The sequence below is a fragment of the Egicoccus halophilus genome, assembly GCF_004300825.1.
GTDB lineage: Bacteria > Actinomycetota > Nitriliruptoria > Nitriliruptorales > Nitriliruptoraceae > Egicoccus > Egicoccus halophilus.
In genome coordinates, this window is record NZ_CP036250.1 from 3,059,984 (window position 1) to 3,078,499 (window position 18,516).

Annotated in this window: 17 protein-coding genes; 5 read left to right on the forward strand and 12 right to left on the reverse strand. The window is 71.4% G+C overall.

Annotated features, from left to right (window positions below):
• Positions 1-9: 9 nt before the first annotated feature.
• The 8 genes from ELR47_RS13860 to ELR47_RS13895 form a co-directional block, all read right to left on the reverse strand.
• A complete protein-coding gene (locus ELR47_RS13860) occupies positions 10-1,101 on the reverse strand; it encodes an enolase C-terminal domain-like protein (protein ID WP_130650428.1) in 1,092 nt (363 codons plus the stop codon).
• Positions 1,098-2,276: a mandelate racemase/muconate lactonizing enzyme family protein gene (locus ELR47_RS13865; protein WP_130650429.1), complete on the reverse strand. Its 1,179-nt coding sequence runs from the start codon at positions 2,274-2,276 to the stop codon at positions 1,098-1,100. Before ELR47_RS13865 ends, ELR47_RS13860 begins: the two co-directional genes overlap by 4 nt.
• A 53-nt stretch (positions 2,277-2,329) precedes the next feature.
• Complete coding sequence (locus ELR47_RS13870) at positions 2,330-3,457, reverse strand: ABC transporter ATP-binding protein (protein WP_165404086.1); 1,128 nt, start codon at positions 3,455-3,457, stop codon at positions 2,330-2,332.
• A 44-nt stretch (positions 3,458-3,501) separates the two neighbouring features.
• Positions 3,502-5,259: an ABC transporter permease gene (locus tag ELR47_RS13875; protein ID WP_130650431.1), complete on the reverse strand. Its 1,758-nt coding sequence runs from the start codon at positions 5,257-5,259 to the stop codon at positions 3,502-3,504.
• Between the two features lie 102 nt (positions 5,260-5,361).
• A complete protein-coding gene (locus ELR47_RS13880; RefSeq protein ID WP_165404087.1) occupies positions 5,362-6,525 on the reverse strand; it encodes an ABC transporter substrate-binding protein in 1,164 nt (387 codons plus the stop codon).
• 100 nt (positions 6,526-6,625) lie between these two features.
• Positions 6,626-8,086: an NAD-dependent succinate-semialdehyde dehydrogenase gene (locus ELR47_RS13885; RefSeq protein WP_370469428.1), complete on the reverse strand. Its 1,461-nt coding sequence runs from the start codon at positions 8,084-8,086 to the stop codon at positions 6,626-6,628.
• Positions 8,070-9,380, reverse strand: coding sequence for an iron-containing alcohol dehydrogenase (locus ELR47_RS13890; RefSeq protein ID WP_130650434.1), 1,311 nt, complete (start codon positions 9,378-9,380; stop codon positions 8,070-8,072). Before ELR47_RS13890 ends, ELR47_RS13885 begins: the two co-directional genes overlap by 17 nt.
• Positions 9,370-10,401, reverse strand: a complete 1,032-nt coding sequence (locus ELR47_RS13895; protein ID WP_130650435.1) for an Ldh family oxidoreductase — start codon at positions 10,399-10,401, stop codon at positions 9,370-9,372. Before ELR47_RS13895 ends, ELR47_RS13890 begins: the two co-directional genes overlap by 11 nt.
• Before the next feature lie 174 nt (positions 10,402-10,575).
• Between ELR47_RS13895 and ELR47_RS13900 the strand changes: the two genes are divergently transcribed.
• Complete coding sequence (locus ELR47_RS13900; protein ID WP_130650436.1) at positions 10,576-11,367, forward strand: IclR family transcriptional regulator; 792 nt, start codon at positions 10,576-10,578, stop codon at positions 11,365-11,367.
• Positions 11,368-11,603: 236 nt separating this feature from the next.
• Complete coding sequence (locus tag ELR47_RS13905; RefSeq protein WP_130650437.1) at positions 11,604-12,527, forward strand: SAM-dependent methyltransferase; 924 nt, start codon at positions 11,604-11,606, stop codon at positions 12,525-12,527.
• A 46-nt stretch (positions 12,528-12,573) separates the two neighbouring features.
• Here ELR47_RS13905 and heR read toward each other — a convergent pair whose 3' ends face one another.
• On the reverse strand, positions 12,574-13,359 hold the full coding sequence (gene heR / locus ELR47_RS13910; RefSeq protein ID WP_130650438.1) for a heliorhodopsin HeR: 786 nt from the start codon (positions 13,357-13,359) through the stop codon (positions 12,574-12,576).
• A gap of 179 nt (positions 13,360-13,538) precedes the next feature.
• Here heR and ELR47_RS13915 point away from each other — a divergent pair, with 179 nt between their 5' ends.
• Together ELR47_RS13915 and ELR47_RS13920 are read left to right on the forward strand one after the other, a co-directional pair.
• Positions 13,539-14,141 (forward strand): TetR/AcrR family transcriptional regulator, encoded by a 603-nt coding sequence (locus ELR47_RS13915; protein ID WP_165404089.1) that lies wholly within the window; start codon positions 13,539-13,541, stop codon positions 14,139-14,141.
• A 5-nt stretch (positions 14,142-14,146) separates the two neighbouring features.
• Positions 14,147-14,911: a maleylpyruvate isomerase family mycothiol-dependent enzyme gene (locus ELR47_RS13920; protein ID WP_130650440.1), complete on the forward strand. Its 765-nt coding sequence runs from the start codon at positions 14,147-14,149 to the stop codon at positions 14,909-14,911.
• 40 nt (positions 14,912-14,951) lie between these two features.
• Here ELR47_RS13920 and ELR47_RS13925 read toward each other — a convergent pair whose 3' ends face one another.
• Complete coding sequence (locus ELR47_RS13925; protein ID WP_130650441.1) at positions 14,952-15,827, reverse strand: hypothetical protein; 876 nt, start codon at positions 15,825-15,827, stop codon at positions 14,952-14,954.
• 364 nt (positions 15,828-16,191) lie between these two features.
• On the opposite strand from ELR47_RS13925, the gene ELR47_RS13935 reads away from it, so the two are divergent.
• Positions 16,192-16,821, forward strand: a complete 630-nt coding sequence (locus ELR47_RS13935; protein WP_130650443.1) for an isochorismatase family protein — start codon at positions 16,192-16,194, stop codon at positions 16,819-16,821.
• 105 nt (positions 16,822-16,926) lie between these two features.
• Here the strand turns inward: ELR47_RS13935 and ELR47_RS13940 are convergent, their stop codons facing one another.
• Together ELR47_RS13940 and ELR47_RS13945 are read right to left on the reverse strand one after the other, a co-directional pair.
• Positions 16,927-17,808 carry a hypothetical protein gene (locus ELR47_RS13940; protein ID WP_130650444.1) on the reverse strand — a complete coding sequence of 294 codons (882 nt, stop codon included), beginning with the start codon at positions 17,806-17,808 and terminating at the stop codon, positions 16,927-16,929.
• Positions 17,805-18,485, reverse strand: coding sequence for an RNA polymerase sigma factor (locus tag ELR47_RS13945; protein WP_205745265.1), 681 nt, complete (start codon positions 18,483-18,485; stop codon positions 17,805-17,807). The genes ELR47_RS13940 and ELR47_RS13945 overlap by 4 nt, the downstream gene beginning before the upstream one ends.
• Positions 18,486-18,516 lie beyond the last annotated feature (31 nt).

Below are 18,516 nucleotides of genomic sequence, written 5' to 3' on the forward strand. Positions count from 1 at the left end.
CGCTCCTCGTTAGTCGAGCGTCCAGACCCGGTGGTCGACGGCGTCCGCCTCCAACTGTTCGGGCGTGTAGGGGAAGCCGATGCCGGGCACGTCCGGCGGCTCGACGTAGCCCGGGCCGCTCAGCGGGTGCAGCAGCTTGACCGGATCCTCGGCCACGACGATCTCGTAGCCCATGTGGTTGGACACGGCGCAGGCCAGATGCAGATTGGGCAGCCCGGCGGCGTGGATCTCGGCGTTGAGGCCGAACGCGTCGGCGAGGTGGCTGACGCGCAACGCCCCGGTGATGCCGCCCTTGTAGAACGTGGAGGTGCGCACGATGTCGGCCGCACCGGAGGTGATGAAGTCGGCGATGTTCCAGTGGATGCCGTCGCTGGTCTCCCCCGCGAGCACCGGGATCTCCAGGTCCTCGCGCAGGCGCCGGTAGCGCCACAGGTTGAACTCGCGCATCGGCTCCTCGAAGACCGCAAAACCGGCGGCGTGCAGTTCCCGACCCAGGACCCGCGACTCGTCAAGGGTGAACCCGCCGGAGGCGTCGTAGGTCAGCCGGATGTCGTCACCGACGTGGGAACGCAAAGCGTGCGCGAGGGCGGCGTCCTCGCGCACGTCACCCCAGGCGTGAATCTTGATGTCCCGGAAACCGAGGTCGAGGCACTGGTCCGCGACATCGAGGTAGGCCTCGATCGAGGGATAGGTGGCCGTGCTGGCGTAGGCGGTGACGCGGCGCTGTGCCCCTCCCAGAAGCTCGTAGAGCGGCCGGCCGGCCAGCTTGGCGGTCAAGTCCCACAGGGCGATGTCCAGGACCCCGTGGGCGTAGAGCGGAATCTCCTCGACCCGGTCGACCTCCCACACCTCGTGCCAGAGTCGTTCCTTGAGCAGCGGATCTGCGCCGAGGGCGATGTCCTTGAAGCGCCGTTCGATGAGATCCTGTCCGATGACGCCGCGCGAGACGGTGCCGTAGCCGACGTGGCCGTCGTCGGTGTGCAGCGACAGCACGGTGACCTCGGAGATCTCACCGGAGCCGGGCATGCCGCGGCGCCACACGAACTGCGGGTCGCGGACGGTGTGTAGCGTGGACGCGCGGACCTCGGTGATCGTCGTCATCGGGTGACCTGTTCGTCGGCGTCCAGGGCGGCTTGCTGCGGAACACAGCCCCAGCCGGGACCGGTGGGCAGCTGCATCCGGCCGTCGACGACTTGGGGGGCGGTGTCGGTGACGTCGTCGCGCCACGGCACACCCTCGACGTCCAGCTCCATGATCGAGAGGTTGGGGGCGACGGCCGCGAGATGGGCGGCCATGAAGCTCATGAGGTGACTGGCGTAGTTGTGGGTCACGATGTCCGCGCGGTAACGAGCGGCTTCGTCGGCCATCCGGACGCTCTCGGGCATGCCGTTCCAGACCGGGTCGATGATGGGGACGTCGACGAGGCGTCCCTGCAGGAACGGGCGGAACTCCTCCACGCCGTGCAGCGTCTCGCAGGAGGCGATGCGCAGGCCGCTCGGTGCGCGCAGCCGGCGAAGCAGGTCCGGCGTCTTGGTGTCCAGCTCGAGCCAGTCGAGGCCGGCCTCGGCGGCGACGTCGGCCAGTTCCTGCAGCAGCGCCGGCTCGCGGATGTTGTAGTTGATGTCCAGGAAGATGCCGACGTCGGGGCCGGCGCCCCGGCGCAGGGCGCCGATGACGGCGGCGACATCGCGGAGCACCGCACGCCGCTCGAAGGGGTCACCAAGCGAACCCGGGGCGGCCGTGGTGCGGATGTAGGCACCGTCCGGGCCGAATCCGAGCAGATTGGTCTTGAGGGCGTGATAGCCGCGATCGCGGACCTCACGGCCGAGCGCCTCGAGGTCGTCGGGGGTGCGGATCGCCTCGCCGAGGCCGGACTCGGCCATGCGGATGCGGGTCAGGCCGCAGTGTGACCAGTAGACCGGGATGTCGTCGCGCACGGGCCCGCCCAGCAGCGCGTACACGGGCACGTCGAGACTGCGGGCGTGCAGGTCGAGGCAGGCGTTGAGCAGCACGGCGACGGCCCGCAGGTTCTGTCCGCCGGGCGCCTCGCGGATGCGTTCGTGCAGCAGTGCCTCGACGTGTCGGGTCCGCCTCGGGTCGAGGCCCACGATGCCGGCACCCAGCGCGTGGACGGCGCCTTTGAGGCCGTGACTGCCGAACTGGTCGTCGGAGAACTCCGACCAGCCCTCGAGTCCAGCGTCGGTCTCGAGCTTGCAGAAGGACCACGCACGGTTGCCGGCTTGCCGCCGGTAGGTACGCAGGGCGGTGATGCGCATGCGAAACGGCTCCTGGGTGGTCGGGGCGCCTACGGATCGATGGCGCGGGTGCGTCAGCCCTCGGCCGGCACGAAGTGGACGTGGCTGGCAGCGACGCCGACGGTGACCCGGTCGCCCGGCTCGACAGGCTCTTCGGGGTGCAGCACCGCACGGATCGGCTGGCCGGCGACCTCGAACGTCACGTCGGTGCGTGGCCCGAGGTAGGCGGCCTGCACGACCTGCCCGATCCAGCGGTTTTCCATGGCCTCGGCCGCATCGCCGACGACGACGTTCTCGGGGCGGAACACGGCGACGGCGTCGCCCTCGCCGGCGGCGGTGTGCTCGAGCTCGCCGACGACGGCGATGTCACCGCTGGCCGTGGCGAGTCGGCCGGCACCGGACCCAAGATCGGTCAGCCGGCCCCGCACGAGGTTGGCGTTGCCGACGAAGGACGCCGCGAACATCGACGCCGGCCGGCGGTAGAGCTGCCGTGGCGGGTCGGCCTGCTCGATAACCCCATGGTTCATCAGCACGACCCGGTCCGACATGGACATGGCCTCGGTCTGGTCGTGCGTGACGTAGAGGGCCGTCAACCCGACCTGGCGCTGCAGTTCGAGCAGCTCCTCTCGCATCCGCTCGCGCAGGCCGGCATCGAGGTTGCTGAGTGGCTCGTCGAACAGGATGACCCCGGGGCGGGTGACCACCGCCCGGGCCACGGCGACACGCTGCTGCTGACCGCCGCTGAGCTCGGTGCCGAAGCGGTTCTCCAGGTGTGGCAACCCGACCAGTTCGAGTGCCTCGAGGGTGCGCTCGCGGACCAACCTGGGGTTCGCTCCGCGTCCGCGAAGCCCGTAGGCGACGTTGTCGAACACCGACATGTGCGGCCAGATCGCGTACGACTGGAACACCATGTTGATGCCGCGACGCTCGGGGGGCACCTCCACCCCGGGCCCGGCGACGGTCCGTCCGTCGATGGCGATCGTCCCGCCCGACGGGGTCTCGAGCCCGGCGATGCACCGCAGCGTGGTGCTCTTGCCGCAGCCGCTCGGACCGAGCAGCGTGATGAAGTCGCCCGGTTCGGCCGCGAAGCTGATGCCGCTCACCGCCTCGACCTCGCCGTAGCGAACCACGAGGTCGCGCACCACGAGCGAGGATCCGCGCGCGGACTTCGCGGTCGCCTGCTGCTGCAAGGTTGCTTCCACCTGTCGCTCCTCGGCTCGGCGGCCTCGCCGCCGCTCGGACTGGGTCACACCTGCGTCGACGAGAGCTTCACCCGGAACAGGAACCGGGCGATCAGCACGCCACCGATCAGCACCAGCGTCTGCAACAGCCCCACGACGGCGGCGTTGCGCACGGTGCCGTCCTGGATGTAGCCCCACGCCACGACGGAGAGGATCTGGGTGTCCGGGGCGTAGAGCAGGATCGCCGTGTTGATCTCCCGGACGACGAACACGAACACCAGCACCCAGGCGGACAGCAGCGACGGCTTGCTCAGCGGCAGGGTGATGCGCCGCAGGGTCCGCATCCGGCTGGCGCCGGTGACGCGGGAGGACTCCTCCAACGCCGGATCGATCTGCATCAGGGAGTTGCCGGCGAAACGCGCGGCGTGCGGGATGTAGGTCCCCATGAACGCGATCACCAGCAGGGTGAGGGTCGCGTACAGCGGCGTCCTGACGTACACCCACAGCATGCCGGTCGCGAAGACGATGCCGGGGATCGCGATCGGCACGGTCGCCAGGTAGTCGACGACGGCGCCGGTCCGCCCGCTCATCCGCACGACGCAGTAGGCGGCCGCCAGCCCGAGCAGCACGGTGGCCGTCGGGGTGACCACGCCGAGCACGAGCGTGTTGATCGTCGCGTCGACGATGCGGCCGGAGCTCGCGACCTCCAGGAAGTTGTTGAACGAGAACTGCATCTGACGGAAGTCGGTGATGGTGAACGGGTTGAGCGACGCGATCCCCAGCGCCACGTAGGGCAGCAGGGTCGCGAACAGCAGGTAGCCGAGGAAGACCGCGCTGATCAGGTAGCGCACCCACCCCAGGCGCACGACCCGGGGGCGGGTCCCGCGCGCGCTGATGGTCACGTAGCGCGAGGCATGCCGGATGGCGCGTCGGTAGAAGTACACCCCGAGAACGGTGAACCACAGCAGCAGGGTGCCGATGGCCGCACCGCGGGCGTGATTGGTCGGCCAGATCGACATCGACCGGTAGACCTCGACCGCGAGGACGTTGAAGGTCGCGTTGAGGCCGAGCACGCCCGGCACCGAGAAGATGCCGGTGGCCAGGACGGCGATGAAGAAGAACGCGGCCAGCAACGCCGGCCGGATGATCGGAAAGGTGACGTGCCGAACCGTGGCGATGACGCCGCGCCCGTTGAGGTACGAGGCCTCCTCCAGCGAGGGGTCCATGTTCTTGAGCGCCGAGGAGACGAACAGATATCCGTAGGGGATGTAGTACAGGTTGAGGACGAACACGACACCCGTGAACGTCATGATGTTCACGAAGGTGGCGTCGGTGTCCAGCAGCCAGCGCAGGTTCACGTTGACCATGCCGGAGTTGGGGGCGGCCAACGCGACCCAGGCGAGCGCGCCCACGAAGGGCGACAGGAACAGCGGGGCGATCACGGACAGCTCGAACAGGTTCTTCCACCGGAGGTCGGTGCGGGTGAGCAGCCACGCGGCGCACGCCCCGAATGTGGTCGAGATGGCGGCCACCCCCACGGCCATCAACAGCGTCCAGCCCAGCGTCGCCAGGTACGGCCCGGTCGTGTAGACCTCGCGGACGGCGGTGAGGGTGAAGCCCTGGTCCGCCATCCCCGGCGCGCCGGTGCGCACCGCCCCGTAGAAGATCGCGGCGACCGGCGCGACGATGAGACCGCTCAGAATCACCAGGACGGTGGTCACCAGGGCGCGCTCACGCAGGACCGCCACCACCGTGCCGAGTGCGCTGCGCGGCGGTTCGGACGATGACGACGTCTCGGTCCTGTCCGCCAATGACGTGCTCATGGCTCGCCTCTACCTTCGCTCGTTGCCCCGCGCTGCGCGTGTCGGTCGGGTCCCGCGGGTGTCGGCCGACGTGGCGCGGCACCCGCGGAAGTCCCGATCGTGTCACCCGAACGTGGCACTCCACCACTCGAAGAACTCGCCGTCCTCGGCGATCTGCGCCTGGATCTCCTCGTCGTCGATCCAGCCGAAGAAGAGCTGCTCGTCCGAGGGGGTCTGGTACCAGTCCGTCTCGAGGATCTCGCGGTCATCGCTCGCCTCGGCGTTGGACGGCGGGGTCTGCGTGATCGAGGAGTAGCGCTCGCTGGCCTCCGGCGAGGTGGCCCACTCCATCAGCAGCCGGGCGGCCGCGGGGTGGGGCGCGTTGGCCGAGATGCCGACTGCGAAGGCGCCGGCAACGGCCGGGTCGGGGTAGACCCAGCGCACCGGCGCGCCGGCCATTGCCTGGGAGGCGATCAGGCTGTCGGTGATCCCGATGCCGACGGCGTGCTCACCCGAGACGATCCGTTCCATGAGCGCCAACGAGTCGTCGTAGCTGGTGGCGCCACCCTCGCGGATTCGCTCCAGCAGATCTCGGTCGATCGAGTTGTAGAAGGCGGCCGCCTGCTGGGACGCGTACGGCGAGCCCGTCGCGACGCGACCGTCGAAGTCCTCGCTCGCGAGCGTGCCGAAGGGGTCTTCCTCGAGCCGGGCGATCTCGTCGTCATCGAGCTGGTCGGAGTTGAACGACACGGTCTGGGTGAAGAAGTTCTGGACCGGGTACAGGTGGCCCGAGCGGGTGATGTCCTCGGGGAACAGCCCGTCACCCTCGGGGGTGTACTCGGCGATGTGGCCGGCCTCGACGGCGTCTTCCATCGGTGGCAGGTCGGCGATCGAGACGACGTCCGCCTGGTGCTGTCCGGCGCTGGTCTCCTGCTGCCACTGCTCGTAGAGCGCGCTACCGGGCTGGCGCAGGATGCTGACGTCGATGTCGTACTCCTCCTCGAAGCCGTCCAGCCAGGCCCGCAGCGAGGCCTCGTTCGCGTCGCCGTAGTAGGTGAGTTGTCCCTCCTCCTGCGCGGCGGCGATCAGGTCGTCACGGCTGGCGTCAGCGTCGTCGCCCGTCGCCGTCACGGTGGCCCAGTCGACCTCACCGTCCGCCGAGTCGGGGGCGGCACCGTCGTCGCCGCCGTTGCCGTTGTCACCGCCGCACGCCGCGGCGAACAACGCCGTGACGGCCAGCGTCGTGGTGATCAGCCGACGGGGTCGGCGTCGTGTCCTGGCACCCATGCTGCTCTCCCTCTGGTCGCGATCGGCGCGTGTCCGGCACCGACCGGCTGGTCCCGCCGCGAGACCGTGCTGGTCCACGACGTGTTCGTGTCCGTGTCGTTCACGGCAGCCCGACGTACTGCGTCTCGACATAGGCCTCGAGTCCCTCGGCGCCGCCCTCCCGGCCCAGTCCCGACTGTTTCGCTCCCCCGAACGGGGCCGCCGGTTCGGAGATGACCCCGCGGTTGACGGCGACCATTCCGGTCTCCAGCCGCTCGGCCAGCCGGCGGCACCGGTCGACGTCGCGACCGTGCACGTAGGCGATCAGTCCGAACGGCGTGTCGTTGGCCCGCTCGATCGCCTCGTCCTCGGAGGCGACCGCCGTGATCGGTGCGACGGGCCCGAAGATCTCCTGTCGGAGGATTTCGGCGTCCACCGGGCACGGGTAGAGCACCGTCGGGGCGTAGAAGCTGCCCGGGCCGTCCACGGCGTCACCGCCGATCAGCGCCTTGGCGCCGCGGTCGCAGGCGTCGCGCACCAGGGCCTCGATGCGCTCGCAGGCGGCGCGGTCGATGAGGGCGCCGACGACGTCGTCGCCGTCCCAACCGGGCGCGAGCGGCGGTCGTTGCAGGCGCACCGCCAGGGCGTGCGCGAACGGTTCGGCCACGGACTCGTGGACGAGGAAGCGGTTCGCCGCCACGCACGACTGACCGATGTTGCGCATCTTGGCGATCGCCGCCGCGTCTGCGGCTGCCTCGACGTCGGCGTCCTCGAGCACGAGGAAGGGCGCGTTGCCGCCGAGCTCCATCGAGGTCCGCAGCACGTTGCCGGCCGCGCTGCGCAGCAGCTCGCGTCCCACCTCGGTCGAGCCGGTGAACGACAGCTTGCGCAGCCGAGGGTCGGCCAGCAGCGGCTCCACCAGCGCGCGGGCGCGGCTGGTCGCGAGCACGTTGACCACCCCGTGCGGGGTGTCGAGCTCGTCGAAGATCTGCGCGAGCCGGTTCGCCGACAGGGGCGTCTCGGGTGCCGGCTTGGTGATCGTCGTGCAGCCGGCGGCCAGCGCGGGCGCGACCTTGCGGGCCAGCATGGCCAGCGGGAAGTTCCACGGGGTGATGAACAGCGAGGGGCCGACCGGCCGGGCATAGGTCTCGATGCGTCCGTTGGCGTGCGGTGCCTGGGCGGTCCGCCCGCCGATGCGCACGGCCTCCTCGCTGTACCAGCGGAAGAACTCCGAGGCGTAGGTGACCTCGGCGCGCGACTCGTTGCGGGACTTGCCCATCTCGGTCGCGATGAGCTGCGCCAGTTCCTCGCGCTGGGCGACGAGCGTGTCGAAGACGGCACGAAGCAGCTCGGAGCGCTCCCGCGGCGAGGTGGCGGCCCAGGACGGCTGGGCGGCCACGGCGGCGTCCAACGCGCGGCGTGCCTCGTCGGGGCCGGCGTCGGCGACCGTGGCGACGACCTGATCCGTGGCCGGATCGGTGACCGGGAAGGTCCGGCCGTCGTCGGCGTCGTGCCAGGCCCCTGCGACATAGAGCCCGGTGGGCACCGGCGGAATCGTCGGCGTGTCAACCATCTGCGGCACCTCCAGCGGCGTCGGCGTCCTCGGCGGCAGGTCCGTCGGCAGCGCGTCCGTCGGCAGCGGGCGAGGCATCGGCCAGCAAGTCCGCCAGCTCGCCGTGCCAGGCCGCGTGGACGACGCGGGTGACGTCGAGGGCGGCCATGACTCGGCCGTTGTTGTCGAGCAGTCGCCGTGCCGCGAGCGCCCCGTCGACGACCGCCGGGAGGTCGACCTCGCGCACCCCCAGCTCGCGCAGCGTGGGCGGCAACCCGATCGACCGGCACAGGTGTTCGACCATCCGCACCGCGTTCGACGCCCCCGTGTCGGCGTCGGTGTCGGCGTCGGCGCCGAGGGCTTCGGCGACGCGGGCGAGCTCCCTCGTGCGGACCGGGCGGTTGTAGGCCATGGCGTAGGGCAACAGCAGGCCCGTCCCGACCCCGTGCGGGGTACGGGTCAAGTAGCCGACGGGGTACTGGATCGCGTGGGCCGTGCCCGTGCCCGCCTGGCCGAAGGCGAGGCCGGCGAGCAGGCTGCCGTACGCCATCCGGTCGCGGGCGTCGCGTGTCGGGTCGTTGACCGCCACGGCCAGGGCGGTCCCGATGGCGCGGATGGCCTCGAGGGCGAGGGCGTCGCTCAGGGCGGCCTTGCCGATGAACCCGGTGGGAGCGACGCCGAGGTCGGCCGGGGTCCGGCCGTCGCGGGCGGTGAAGGCCTCGACGGCATGGCACAGGGCGTCGATGCCGGCAGCGGCGGTGACGCCAGCGGGACAGGTGTCGGTCAGTCCGGGGTCGACCAGGGCGAGCGTGGGCACCAGGTGGCGGCTGGACACCCCGACCTTGCTGCCACGTTCCTCGTCGGTGAGGACCGCGACCGGGGTGACCTCGGAGCCGGTGCCCGCCGTCGTCGGGACGGCCACCACCGGCGGGATCGGGCCGGGCACCTTGGCTTCGCCGATGTACTCCCCCAGCGAGCCCGGGTGGGTCACCCGGATGCCGACGAGCTTGCCGAGGTCGAGGGCGCTCCCGCCGCCGATCGCCACGATCGCGTCACACCCCTCGGTCTCGTAGCGCCGAGCCGGGGCGTCGGCGCTGTCGAAGCCGAACTCCAGTTCCTCGCTGGGGTGGAGCACGTGCTCGACGCCGGCGTCGGCGAGAGTGGCGACGACGTCCTGAACCGCGGCCAGGTCCTGCACGTGCCGGTCGACGACGACCAGGACGCGGCGGGCCAGGCGGGCGGTCTCGCTGCCCAGCGTGGTGGCGACCCCGCGTCCGAACAGGACGTTGCCCGGGGATCGCAGCATGCTCAGTTCAGACGGCATGGGGAACTCCGGCCTGGTCGGCGAGGTCGCACAGGCGTTGCCAGGTGGCGTCCGCCACGGGCACGCCCGCCTGTCGGTTGCGGCTGCGGGTGCGTCGGCCGCCGTCACCGGGGATGCGGATGTCCGCGGAGCCGGCGGCCAGGGGCGAGTCGCGTACCTCGGCGAGGTAGGCACCCACGTGCTTCTCCGGTTCGACGATGCCCAGCACGTTGGGGTCGATCACGATGAACACGTCCCCCTTGGTCGGCGGGCAGTCCTCGTCGAGGGTGCCGGTGACGTCGCGTCCGAGATGGGTCCCGGTGAGGGCTCCGACCAGTGCCTCGATGGCGATGCCGAGGGCGTAGCCCTTGACGCCGCCGAAGGGGCTGAGTGCACCGTCGATGGCCGCGGCCGGGTCCCGGGTCGGCACGCCGTCGGCGTCGAGCGCCCATCCGTCGGCCAGCTCACCGCCTTCGTGGAGGGTGGCGATCACCCGTCCCATCGAGACGGCGGCGGTGGCCATGTCGAGCACGAGGGGTTCGGGCTCGGCGGGCACCGCGATCGCCAGCGGGTTGGTGCCCACCATGGCGTCGCGGCCACCCCAGGGGTGGACCAGCGCCTCGCTGGTGGTGACGGCCAACGCGACGTAGCCGCGTTGCGCGAGGTCCTCGAGGTAGAAGGCCAACATGCCGAGGTGGTTGGCGTTGCGGATGGCGGCCAGGGCGATGCCGTGGCGTGCGGCGCGTTCCTGCAGCGCGGCGAGGGCGCGGGTCACGACGACCGGGCCGAGGCCGTGGTCGCCGTCGACGACGAGCGCGCTCTCGCTGCGCCAGTCGAAGGCGATCCGGGGGTTGGCGTTGGCGACGCCGTTGGCGAGCCGGCCGATCAAGGTCGGCAGGCGCTGTACGCCGTGGGAGGCGTGCTCCCGTGCGTCGGCCTCGACCAAGAGTCGCGCCTGGAGGTGCGCCGCATCCTCCGGCACGTCCGCGGCCGTCAGGATGGTGGCGCACATCTGCAGCAGGTGCTCGTACGCGAGTCTCATGCCGCGTGGCCCTCCCAAGCCGGGGTACCGTCCACTCGCACTGTTCGCACTTGTGTACGGTTATTCTCCTATGTGTCCGAGTAAAGCACCGGAAGATCAGACCCGCAAGACTCCGTTCCCTGCCACCCGCCCCAACCGTGCGCCGCGTCAGCGCCGCCCTGCCCGAGGTTCCTGATGACCGAGACCACCAGATCCGCCCCTCGGACCGTGAAGTCGGCGAAACGCACCGTCGAACTGCTGCTGCTGTTGGCGCAGCCGGAGGGGCGGTTGGGACTGGCCGAGATCGCTCGGCGTCTGTCGATGCCCAAGAGCAGCGCCCACAGCCTGGTCACCACTCTGGTCGCGCAGGGCGCGCTGACCACGGACAGAGCCGGCGACTACGCGCTCGCGCCACACTTCCTCGCCGTGATCGACGACGCGTACAAGCGACTCGATATCCGACATGCCGCCATTGACGTCATGCGCGACGTCTCCTCACGACTGGCGGCGACCTGCAACCTCGCGACGCTCGACGGCCACGACGTCGTCTACGTGGACCAGGTCCGCGACGAGTCGCACCCGATGCAGCTGACGACGCACATCGGCGTGCGCATCCCCGCTCATGCCACGGCGCTCGGCAAAGTACTGGTCGCCGAGATGTCGGACACCACGCGCAATGCCTGGATGGGTGCGCACACCTTTTCGGCGATGACCGGACGCACGGTGGAGTCCGCGGCACGGATGCACGAGGAGATCGAACGCTACCGGCGACTCGGCTACGCGACCGACGACGAGGAGCTGCACGAGGGCGTGTTGTGCATCGCCGCGCCGGTCAGGGACAGCTCGGGCGATGCGGTCGGCGCGATCAGCGTCACGACGATCAAGTCGCGGCTGCTGCTCAGCAGCGACGACGCGAAGGCAGACGCCGGCACGGCGCTGCGTGAAGCCGGACAGATGATCTCACGCCGGCTCGGCTGGATGGGATGAAGCAAGCGCGACCCGGCTCGGCGCCTCCCACCGAGCCGGTTTCGTCGAGCGGTAGTGTCTGCTTCTCAGTCCACAAGACGTGCCGATGCCTACGTCCCCCCGATGCCTACGTCCCCCCGAGCGTCAGCATGGCAGTGTGCACGCTCCTCCGAGGGCACAGACGTGACGACGATCACCCAGATCCGTGGCAGCTTCCTCGAAGTTGCCGCACCCCGCCGCTGGCGGTCCGCACAGCCATGACGACGGCCTATCTCGCCGCCGAGGACTTCGAGGCCGAACTCGACGAGGAGCTGCGCCTCGCCGGTGTGGTCGTGGGCCAGCGGCACGGTCGGCTGCTCCTCAGCGAGAGCCCGCCGGTGCACGCCGCGTGGGCCGCCAACACCTGGTGGGACGCCGAGCGGATCGAGGTCCGCTCCATCGGCGACGCCGCCCGGCAGCTGCGGGCCCGCCAGCGCAACTGGGCCCGGTACGCCCCGACCCTGCGCGGACGTGCGGAGCTGATCGCCGACAAGCTGCCCCACGTCGCCGCCCGCCCGCTGGAGCTCGGTGAGGTCGCCCCCGACGCGCCGCTGGGCTCGTGGACGCTGCTCGAGCGCGACGTCGTGCTGGCCGCGACCGACTGTTCGGTGCCGTTCCCCAACGGCGTGCCCCAGTTCGTCGAGGACCGGCAGGGCCCGCCCAGCCGCGCCTACCTCAAGCTGTGGGAGACCTTCGCGCGGCTGCGTCGCCAGCCGCGCCCCGGCGAGCGCTGCCTCGACCTCGGCGCCGCCCCCGGGGGCTGGACGTGGCTGTTGGCCCGCACCGGCGCCGAGGTGGTGGCGCTGGACAAGGCACCGCTCGCCGCGGACGTCGCGGCGTTGCCGAACGTGAGCTGGGAACAGGGCTCGGCGTTCGCGCTCGACCCGGCCACGTTCGGACCGGTCGACTGGTGGTGCAGCGATCTCATCGCCTACCCGGACCGGCTGCTCGAGCTGGTGACGCGATGGCTCGACACGGGGCTGGTGCGCAACCTGGTGTGCACGGTGAAGTTCCAGGGCGCCACCGACCACGCCGTGGCCGCCCGCTTCGCCGCGCTGCCCGACGCGCAGCTGTTCCACCTCGACCAGAACAAGCACGAGCTGACCTGCGCGATCCTCGACGCGGGCGGCGCCCGTCGGTAGACGAAGGCGGTGACCTCCGTCGCCCTGCGGCGCACCCGGGGACCGGTCAGCCGGCCAGTGACCCGGCGAAGATCTGCCAGGCGAGGGCGGACTTCGCCCCGAGGCTGAGCACCAGGTAGGCCTTCTCGCCGTAGGCGTAGTCCTGCCACGGGCCGATCCCGCGGTACTGCAGCCACTGGTTGAGCCCGAAGCTCATGAAGAAGACGAACAGGGACACGAAGATCCCGATGACGAACCCGGGCAGCTCGTCCGCGCCGACCAGGTTGATCGCCAGGGCGACCCAGGGCGCAAGACCGGCCAGCGTCCCGAACCAGAACGGCAGCATGGTCGTCGTCGGACGCGCCGGAGGGTTCATCAGCTCCTGGAGCCACCCGAACAGGATCATCGCCACGTTGGCCCCGGCGATCGCCACCAGGGCGGCCACGCCGGTGATCCCGCTGTAGAGGCAGATCAACAGCAGCATGAGCGTGGCGCTGAACGAGTACTCGACCCACCGGAACCGGTTGATCCCGCGCCGCAGGTCCTGCTCGTACGTGCCGCGCAGCACGGTCGCGGTCAGCAGGTGGTCGAGCGCGGCCAGGCCGAGGAACACCGCGATGGCGATCCCGATCGGCACGTCGAACAGCGACTCGGGCGGGGGCACCTCCGTCCCTGGAGGTCCGGCCGGGAACGAGCCGGTGACCGTGATGGCGAAGTCGGACGCGAGCACGACGACCGCCACCGCCTGGACCAGGTGGAGCACCGTCAGGGCGAGGTTCCACCGCCGCAGGTCGACGAGCCGGTCGGGGGTCACGCCGGTGGCGGTGGCGCCGCTCGCTCCAGGGATGCTCACACGGGAGGTCGCTTCGTCGTCGCACGTGCCGGCTCCGAGGACGAGCAGCTGGCCGGACGGTGCGACGGCCATGCTGCCCGCGAGGCGGCCGGTTGTCGACCGGCGCGACCTCCGCTGGCGACGGCCCCTTGACAGCGTCGGCGGATCGGCGGATGCTCCGAACACCGTCAGGAGATCCGATGCGCGACAGGCGAGCCGAGCGACGTCAGGAAACGATCGAGGAGATCGTCGCCACCGCGTGGCGCCTGGCCCGCGCCGAGGGGCTGGCGGGGCTGTCGTTGCGGGAGCTGGCCGGCGAGGTGGGGATGCGGCCGCAGTCGCTCTACACCTACTTCCCCAACAAGCACGCCATCTACGACGCGATGTTCGCCCAGGGCTGCCGACAGTTCGCCGAGCGCCAGCCACGCGCCGAGCTGACCGGCGACGTCCGGGCCGACCTGCGCGCCATCGGCCACTACTTCCTCGCGTTCTGTGTCGAGGACCCGGTCCGCTACCAGCTGCTCTACCAGCGCACCATCCCCGGGTTCGAGCCGTCCGCCGCGTCGATGGCGATCGCGACCGAGAGCCTCGCGGTGATCACGGACCACCTCGCGTCGCTCGGCATCGACGACCCGCGCGACCTCGACCTGTTCACCGCGATCGGCACGGGGCTCGCCGATCAGCAGATCTCGAACGACCCGGACGGCGACCGCTGGATCCGGTTGATCGACGACGCGATCGACATGTACGTCGACCACGTCACCACCCGGGCCCGTGCGGGTTCGGCGAGCCGAGGGGGCTGAGCACCATGACCGATCTGACGGGCACACGGATCGACGACCTCACACCGCTGACCCGGGCCGACGCCCGGCGGCTGGCGGTCACCGAGTACGAGCGCCTCGCCCAGCAGCTGCGCTCGCTGACGCCCGACGACTGGTGGCAGCCGACCGACTGCACGGCGTGGGACGTGCGCGCCGTGGCCGGCCACTGCGTCGGGATGCTGTCGGACTTCCGCTCCCTGCGCTCGATGGTGACGAGGGTGCAGGCGGCGACGCGGGCGGCCAAGGCGCAGGGTGGCGAGATGATCGACGCGATGACGGCGATGCAGGTCGCCGAGCACGCGGCCGCGACCCCCGACGAGCTCGTCGCGCTGGTCGAGCGTCGCGGGCCGGTCGCGGCGCGGTGGCGCACCGGTACCCCGCGGCTGCTGCGGCGGCTGCCGATGCAGGAGACCGTCGGCGGACGCAAGGAGACCTGGCGCCTCGGATACCTGCTCGACACGATCCTCACCCGCGACCCGTGGATGCACCGGATCGACATCGCCCGCGCCACCGGCCGCGAGCTCGTGCTCACGGCCGATCACGACGGGCGCATCGTCGCCGACGTGGTCGCCGAGTGGGCGCGCCGGCACGGCCAGCCCTGCACGCTCACGCTCACCGGCGCCGCCGGCGGCCAGTTCGTCGCCGGGGACGGCGCCGGCGAGCAGCTCACGCTCGACGCGATCGAGTTCTGCCGGATCCTCTCCGGTCGCGCGCCGGGCACCGGCCTGCTCACCCAGCCCGTCCCCTTCTGACCGGCGACGGTGACGCGCGCCGCTGGTGCGGCTCCCGAGATCAGGCGGGGTCGGCGTCCCGGAAAAGCTCCGCGACGACGAAGCGCTCGAGCTCGCCGGGGTCGACGCTGCCGCTGACGACGAGGACCTCACGGTCCTCGAACGTCGCTGCCGTCACGCCGGCGTTGCCCGGCAGCGTGTCCGCGAGTCGCTCGACCACCGCCTGCCCCACCAACGCCCGCGCGTCGTCACCGAACTCGACGACCCACTCGTCGGCCTCGACACCCCGCGAGACGACGACGTCGTCGAGGACGGCGACGGGCGGCGGTCCGGACTCGCCATGGAGTCGTTCGTCGCTTCCCGCATCCGCTGCGCGCAGTCGCTCGACCCAGCGGTCCACGAAGCCGCGCAGCTGTCCGTCAGGGCTGCTGCCCGGCTCGAGCAGGTGACTGCGCGCGGCACCGAACACCATCGGGCCGGCGCCGACCTCCTCGTCCCCGCGCCCGATCACCGGCCGGTTCCGGTGCGCGTACGCGCGGACCTCGTGGTGGCCACGACGCCAGGCGACCCCGGGCACCGCCCGGCGCACGACCTCGCCGACGTAGGTCAACACCCCGTCGAGCAGCCGGACGCTGTCGAGCGACAGCAGTCGTTCCCGATGCGTGTCGTGGCGGTACCACTCGGGTACCGACTGGCCGGCGAACGGCTCCGCCTCCGTGTCCGCAAGCCCGTCGTCACGTCGTCGCAGGTGGCGCTTTCCCCATGCCCACAACGGCACGAGGCTGTCGACCGAACCGTCGAGCAGCGCGTCGGGGTCCTGGCCGTCGGTGACCAGCCGGTCCCGCAGGTCCGCCAGCGCCTGCGGGCGCGCGGCGACGAAGCGGGCGACGATCGCGTCGGCCTCCGCCGGCGGCAGTTCGTCGAACGGTGTGGTCATGGCAGGTGGAACACGGAGGAAATCCCGACGGAAACGAGCAGGCGGCCAGTTCGGCGAAGAACGACCTCGACATGATGCCGTTCTCGCGGCCCGGACTCATCGACCAACTCGTTCGAGGAGTTGGCTGGCGCGGTGCCGCGACAGGTCACACGCTCCCCGAGGTGCCGGATCGGGCCGTGGGCGACGGCGGGTTGGCGAACCGATGCCGGTAGTGCGACGGGGTCGTGGCGAACTCGGCCACGAAGGCGTGTGCCGCGATCTTCATGTTGGCTCGATCCCATCGAAGGTAGGCACGTGCGCCACCGACGCTAGGCGTTCCAGAGCGGCATGCTGCGACACCGCCCCAGACCAGAGGACGACACCCATGGACACGCCCCGCCGGGCCCTCGTCGTGATCGACGCGCAGCAGCAGTACTTCGACGGCATGCTCGCCGTCGAGCACCCGCCCCGCGCCGAGTCGATCGCCCGGATCGGCGAGGCGTTCGACACCGCCACGGCGAACGGGATCCCGGTCGTCGTCGTCCAGCACGAACTGCCGGAGGACGCCCCGGTCTTCGCCGCCGGCTCCGACGAGCAGCGGCTGCACCCGGAGATCGAGCGGCGCGCCGACCACGCCGCGAAGCGGGTGACCAAGGTGTTCGCCAGTGTCTTCGAGGGCACCGGGCTGACCGACTGGCTGCGCGCCGAGGGCATCGACACCGTCACGCTCACCGGCTACATGACCAACAACTGCGTGATCGGCTCCGCTGCCGATGCCGAACCCCTGGGCCTGACCGTCGAGGTCCTGGCCGACGCGACCGGAGCGATCCCGCTCGCGAACGCGGCCGGCTCGGCGTCGGCCGAGACCGTGCACGAGACCCTGATGGCGCTGTTGCACTCGAACTGGGCGGCCGTCACCCCCACCGACCGGTGGCTCGAGGCGGTCGAGGCCGGCGCTGCCCTCGAGCGCGGCAACCTCGTGGAGTCCGCCCTGGCCGGACGCGACGGCGGCTGACGGTCGGATCGCTCCCACCCGCCCGCCGGTCCCGTCACCGCCCGAGGGCGGGCGAGGGAACCCTCGCCCGCCCTCACGCCGTGTGGCGCGGTCGTACCGGTCGGATCACTCCCAGGCCGCGGCCAGCTCCGGGGTGCAGGGCTCGTCGGACAGTCGCGGCTGCCAGTGCGCCGGGTCCAGCGTCGCGGTGGGCAGCTCGACCTCGAAGCGGACCGTGGTGGCATCGACCGCGTAGCCCGACATCACGCGCCCGTCGGGCACCGTGTCGACGCGTTCGGTGAAGGCCGAGCTCGGCTCGCCGTCGGGCGAGGGGCCGATGACCTCCCAGACCACGTCGAGGTCGAGCGCGTCGAGGTAGGGCACGAGAGCCGACGCCTGGACCGGTTCGCCGAGGTGGCAGTGCAGGCCGCCGAGCACCTCGCCGGGCTCGAACGCCTCCTCCGCGAGCTGGTAGGGCTCGCCAGGCGCCGCCTCCACCGCGAGGTGAAGTGTCAGCTCCTCGCGGAAGACGGCCGGATCGATGGTGAAGGCGAAGTCGCCGCCGTCGGGCCCCCAGGTGAAGCCGGGCGTGGTGGCGCCGGGTTCGCCCATCTCCAGCCCGTGGACCTCCCCGACCGCGGACGGCGTGGCCGGTACCGGGAGGATGCGCACGTCGACGCCGTGTTCGCGCAGCGCCGCCTCGAGGGCGTGACCGTCGCGGAAGTCGGTGTCGTAGCGGACCTCGATGACGCCGCCGTCCAGTTCGCGGACCGCGAAGGCCGGCGAGCCGCCGTCACGGGAGAGTCCGGGTCCGACCGCGAGGCCGACGGCGAGCGCGGCGACCCCGGCGGCGACGGCGAACCGCGGGAGGCCACCGCCGCGCGACGCGTTCGCCGGGTCGGCGGGTGGGGTCTCCTCGGTGGCGGCCTCGGCACGGTCCTCGACGACCTCGAGGAGGTGGGTCAGCAGTCGGGTCTCGAACGGCGGCAGGTCGTCGGTGCGGGTCACAGCGCCACCTCCTCGGTGTCGACGGGTCGGATCGGTCGCGGCGCAACGGTGCGGGTCAACGGGTCGATGCGGGTCGGTGGAGCGGTGCGGGCGGGCGGTGGTGCCTCCGTCGCATCCGGCGACCCCAGTTCGCGGCGCAGCCGCTGCCGGGCCCGGTGCAGCCGGACGCGGGCGGCACCCGGGCTCAGCCCGAGCGCGGACGCCGCCTCCGTCGGGCTGAGCCCGTCGAAGGCCACCAGTTCCAGCACGGCCCGCTCGCCACGTGGGAGCCGTGCCACCCCACGCCGCAGGTCGTCGGCGAGCCGTGCGGCGTCGATGCGTTCCTCGAGCCGCACGACGTCGTCGACGTCGAGGAGCCGCTGACCCTGGATGCGCCCCACGACGTCGATCTGCCGCCATCGGCGACGACGTTGGGTCCGTAGCGTGTTCGCGGCGACACCGAAGAGCCAGCCGACGGGTTCGCCGCGGGCGGCGTCGTACCTCGGCGCCGACTCGATGACGGCGAGGAAGACCGCACCGACCAGGTCGGCGACCTCGTCGGCGGAGGCGCAGCGCCGCACGGCGAAGCCGGTGACCCGGCCGACGTGGCGGCGGTAGAAGGCCTCGAACGCGGCCGGATCGGTGGACAGGCGAGCGAGCAGTTCGCGGTCGTCCTCGTCGTTGTTCGGATGCTCCACGGCAACTCCGGATCGGTCGGTGTCACCCAGA

Excerpts from the sequence above, each read along its gene's own strand:
- ELR47_RS13860 (WP_130650428.1), bottom strand. The coding sequence starts at position 1,101 with ATGACGACGATCACCGAGGTCCGCGCGTCCACGCTACACACCGTCCGC.
- ELR47_RS13865 (WP_130650429.1), bottom strand. The coding sequence starts at position 2,276 with ATGCGCATCACCGCCCTGCGTACCTACCGGCGGCAAGCCGGCAACCGT.
- ELR47_RS13875 (WP_130650431.1), bottom strand. The coding sequence starts at position 5,259 with ATGAGCACGTCATTGGCGGACAGGACCGAGACGTCGTCATCGTCCGAA.
- ELR47_RS13880 (WP_165404087.1), bottom strand. The coding sequence starts at position 6,525 with ATGGGTGCCAGGACACGACGCCGACCCCGTCGGCTGATCACCACGACG.
- ELR47_RS13890 (WP_130650434.1), bottom strand. The coding sequence starts at position 9,380 with ATGCCGTCTGAACTGAGCATGCTGCGATCCCCGGGCAACGTCCTGTTC.
- ELR47_RS13895 (WP_130650435.1), bottom strand. The coding sequence starts at position 10,401 with ATGAGACTCGCGTACGAGCACCTGCTGCAGATGTGCGCCACCATCCTG.
- ELR47_RS13900 (WP_130650436.1), top strand. The coding sequence starts at position 10,576 with ATGACCGAGACCACCAGATCCGCCCCTCGGACCGTGAAGTCGGCGAAA.
- ELR47_RS13905 (WP_130650437.1), top strand. The coding sequence starts at position 11,604 with ATGACGACGGCCTATCTCGCCGCCGAGGACTTCGAGGCCGAACTCGAC.
- ELR47_RS13915 (WP_165404089.1), top strand. The coding sequence starts at position 13,539 with ATGCGCGACAGGCGAGCCGAGCGACGTCAGGAAACGATCGAGGAGATC.
- ELR47_RS13920 (WP_130650440.1), top strand. The coding sequence starts at position 14,147 with ATGACCGATCTGACGGGCACACGGATCGACGACCTCACACCGCTGACC.
- ELR47_RS13925 (WP_130650441.1), bottom strand. The coding sequence starts at position 15,827 with ATGACCACACCGTTCGACGAACTGCCGCCGGCGGAGGCCGACGCGATC.
- ELR47_RS13935 (WP_130650443.1), top strand. The coding sequence starts at position 16,192 with ATGGACACGCCCCGCCGGGCCCTCGTCGTGATCGACGCGCAGCAGCAG.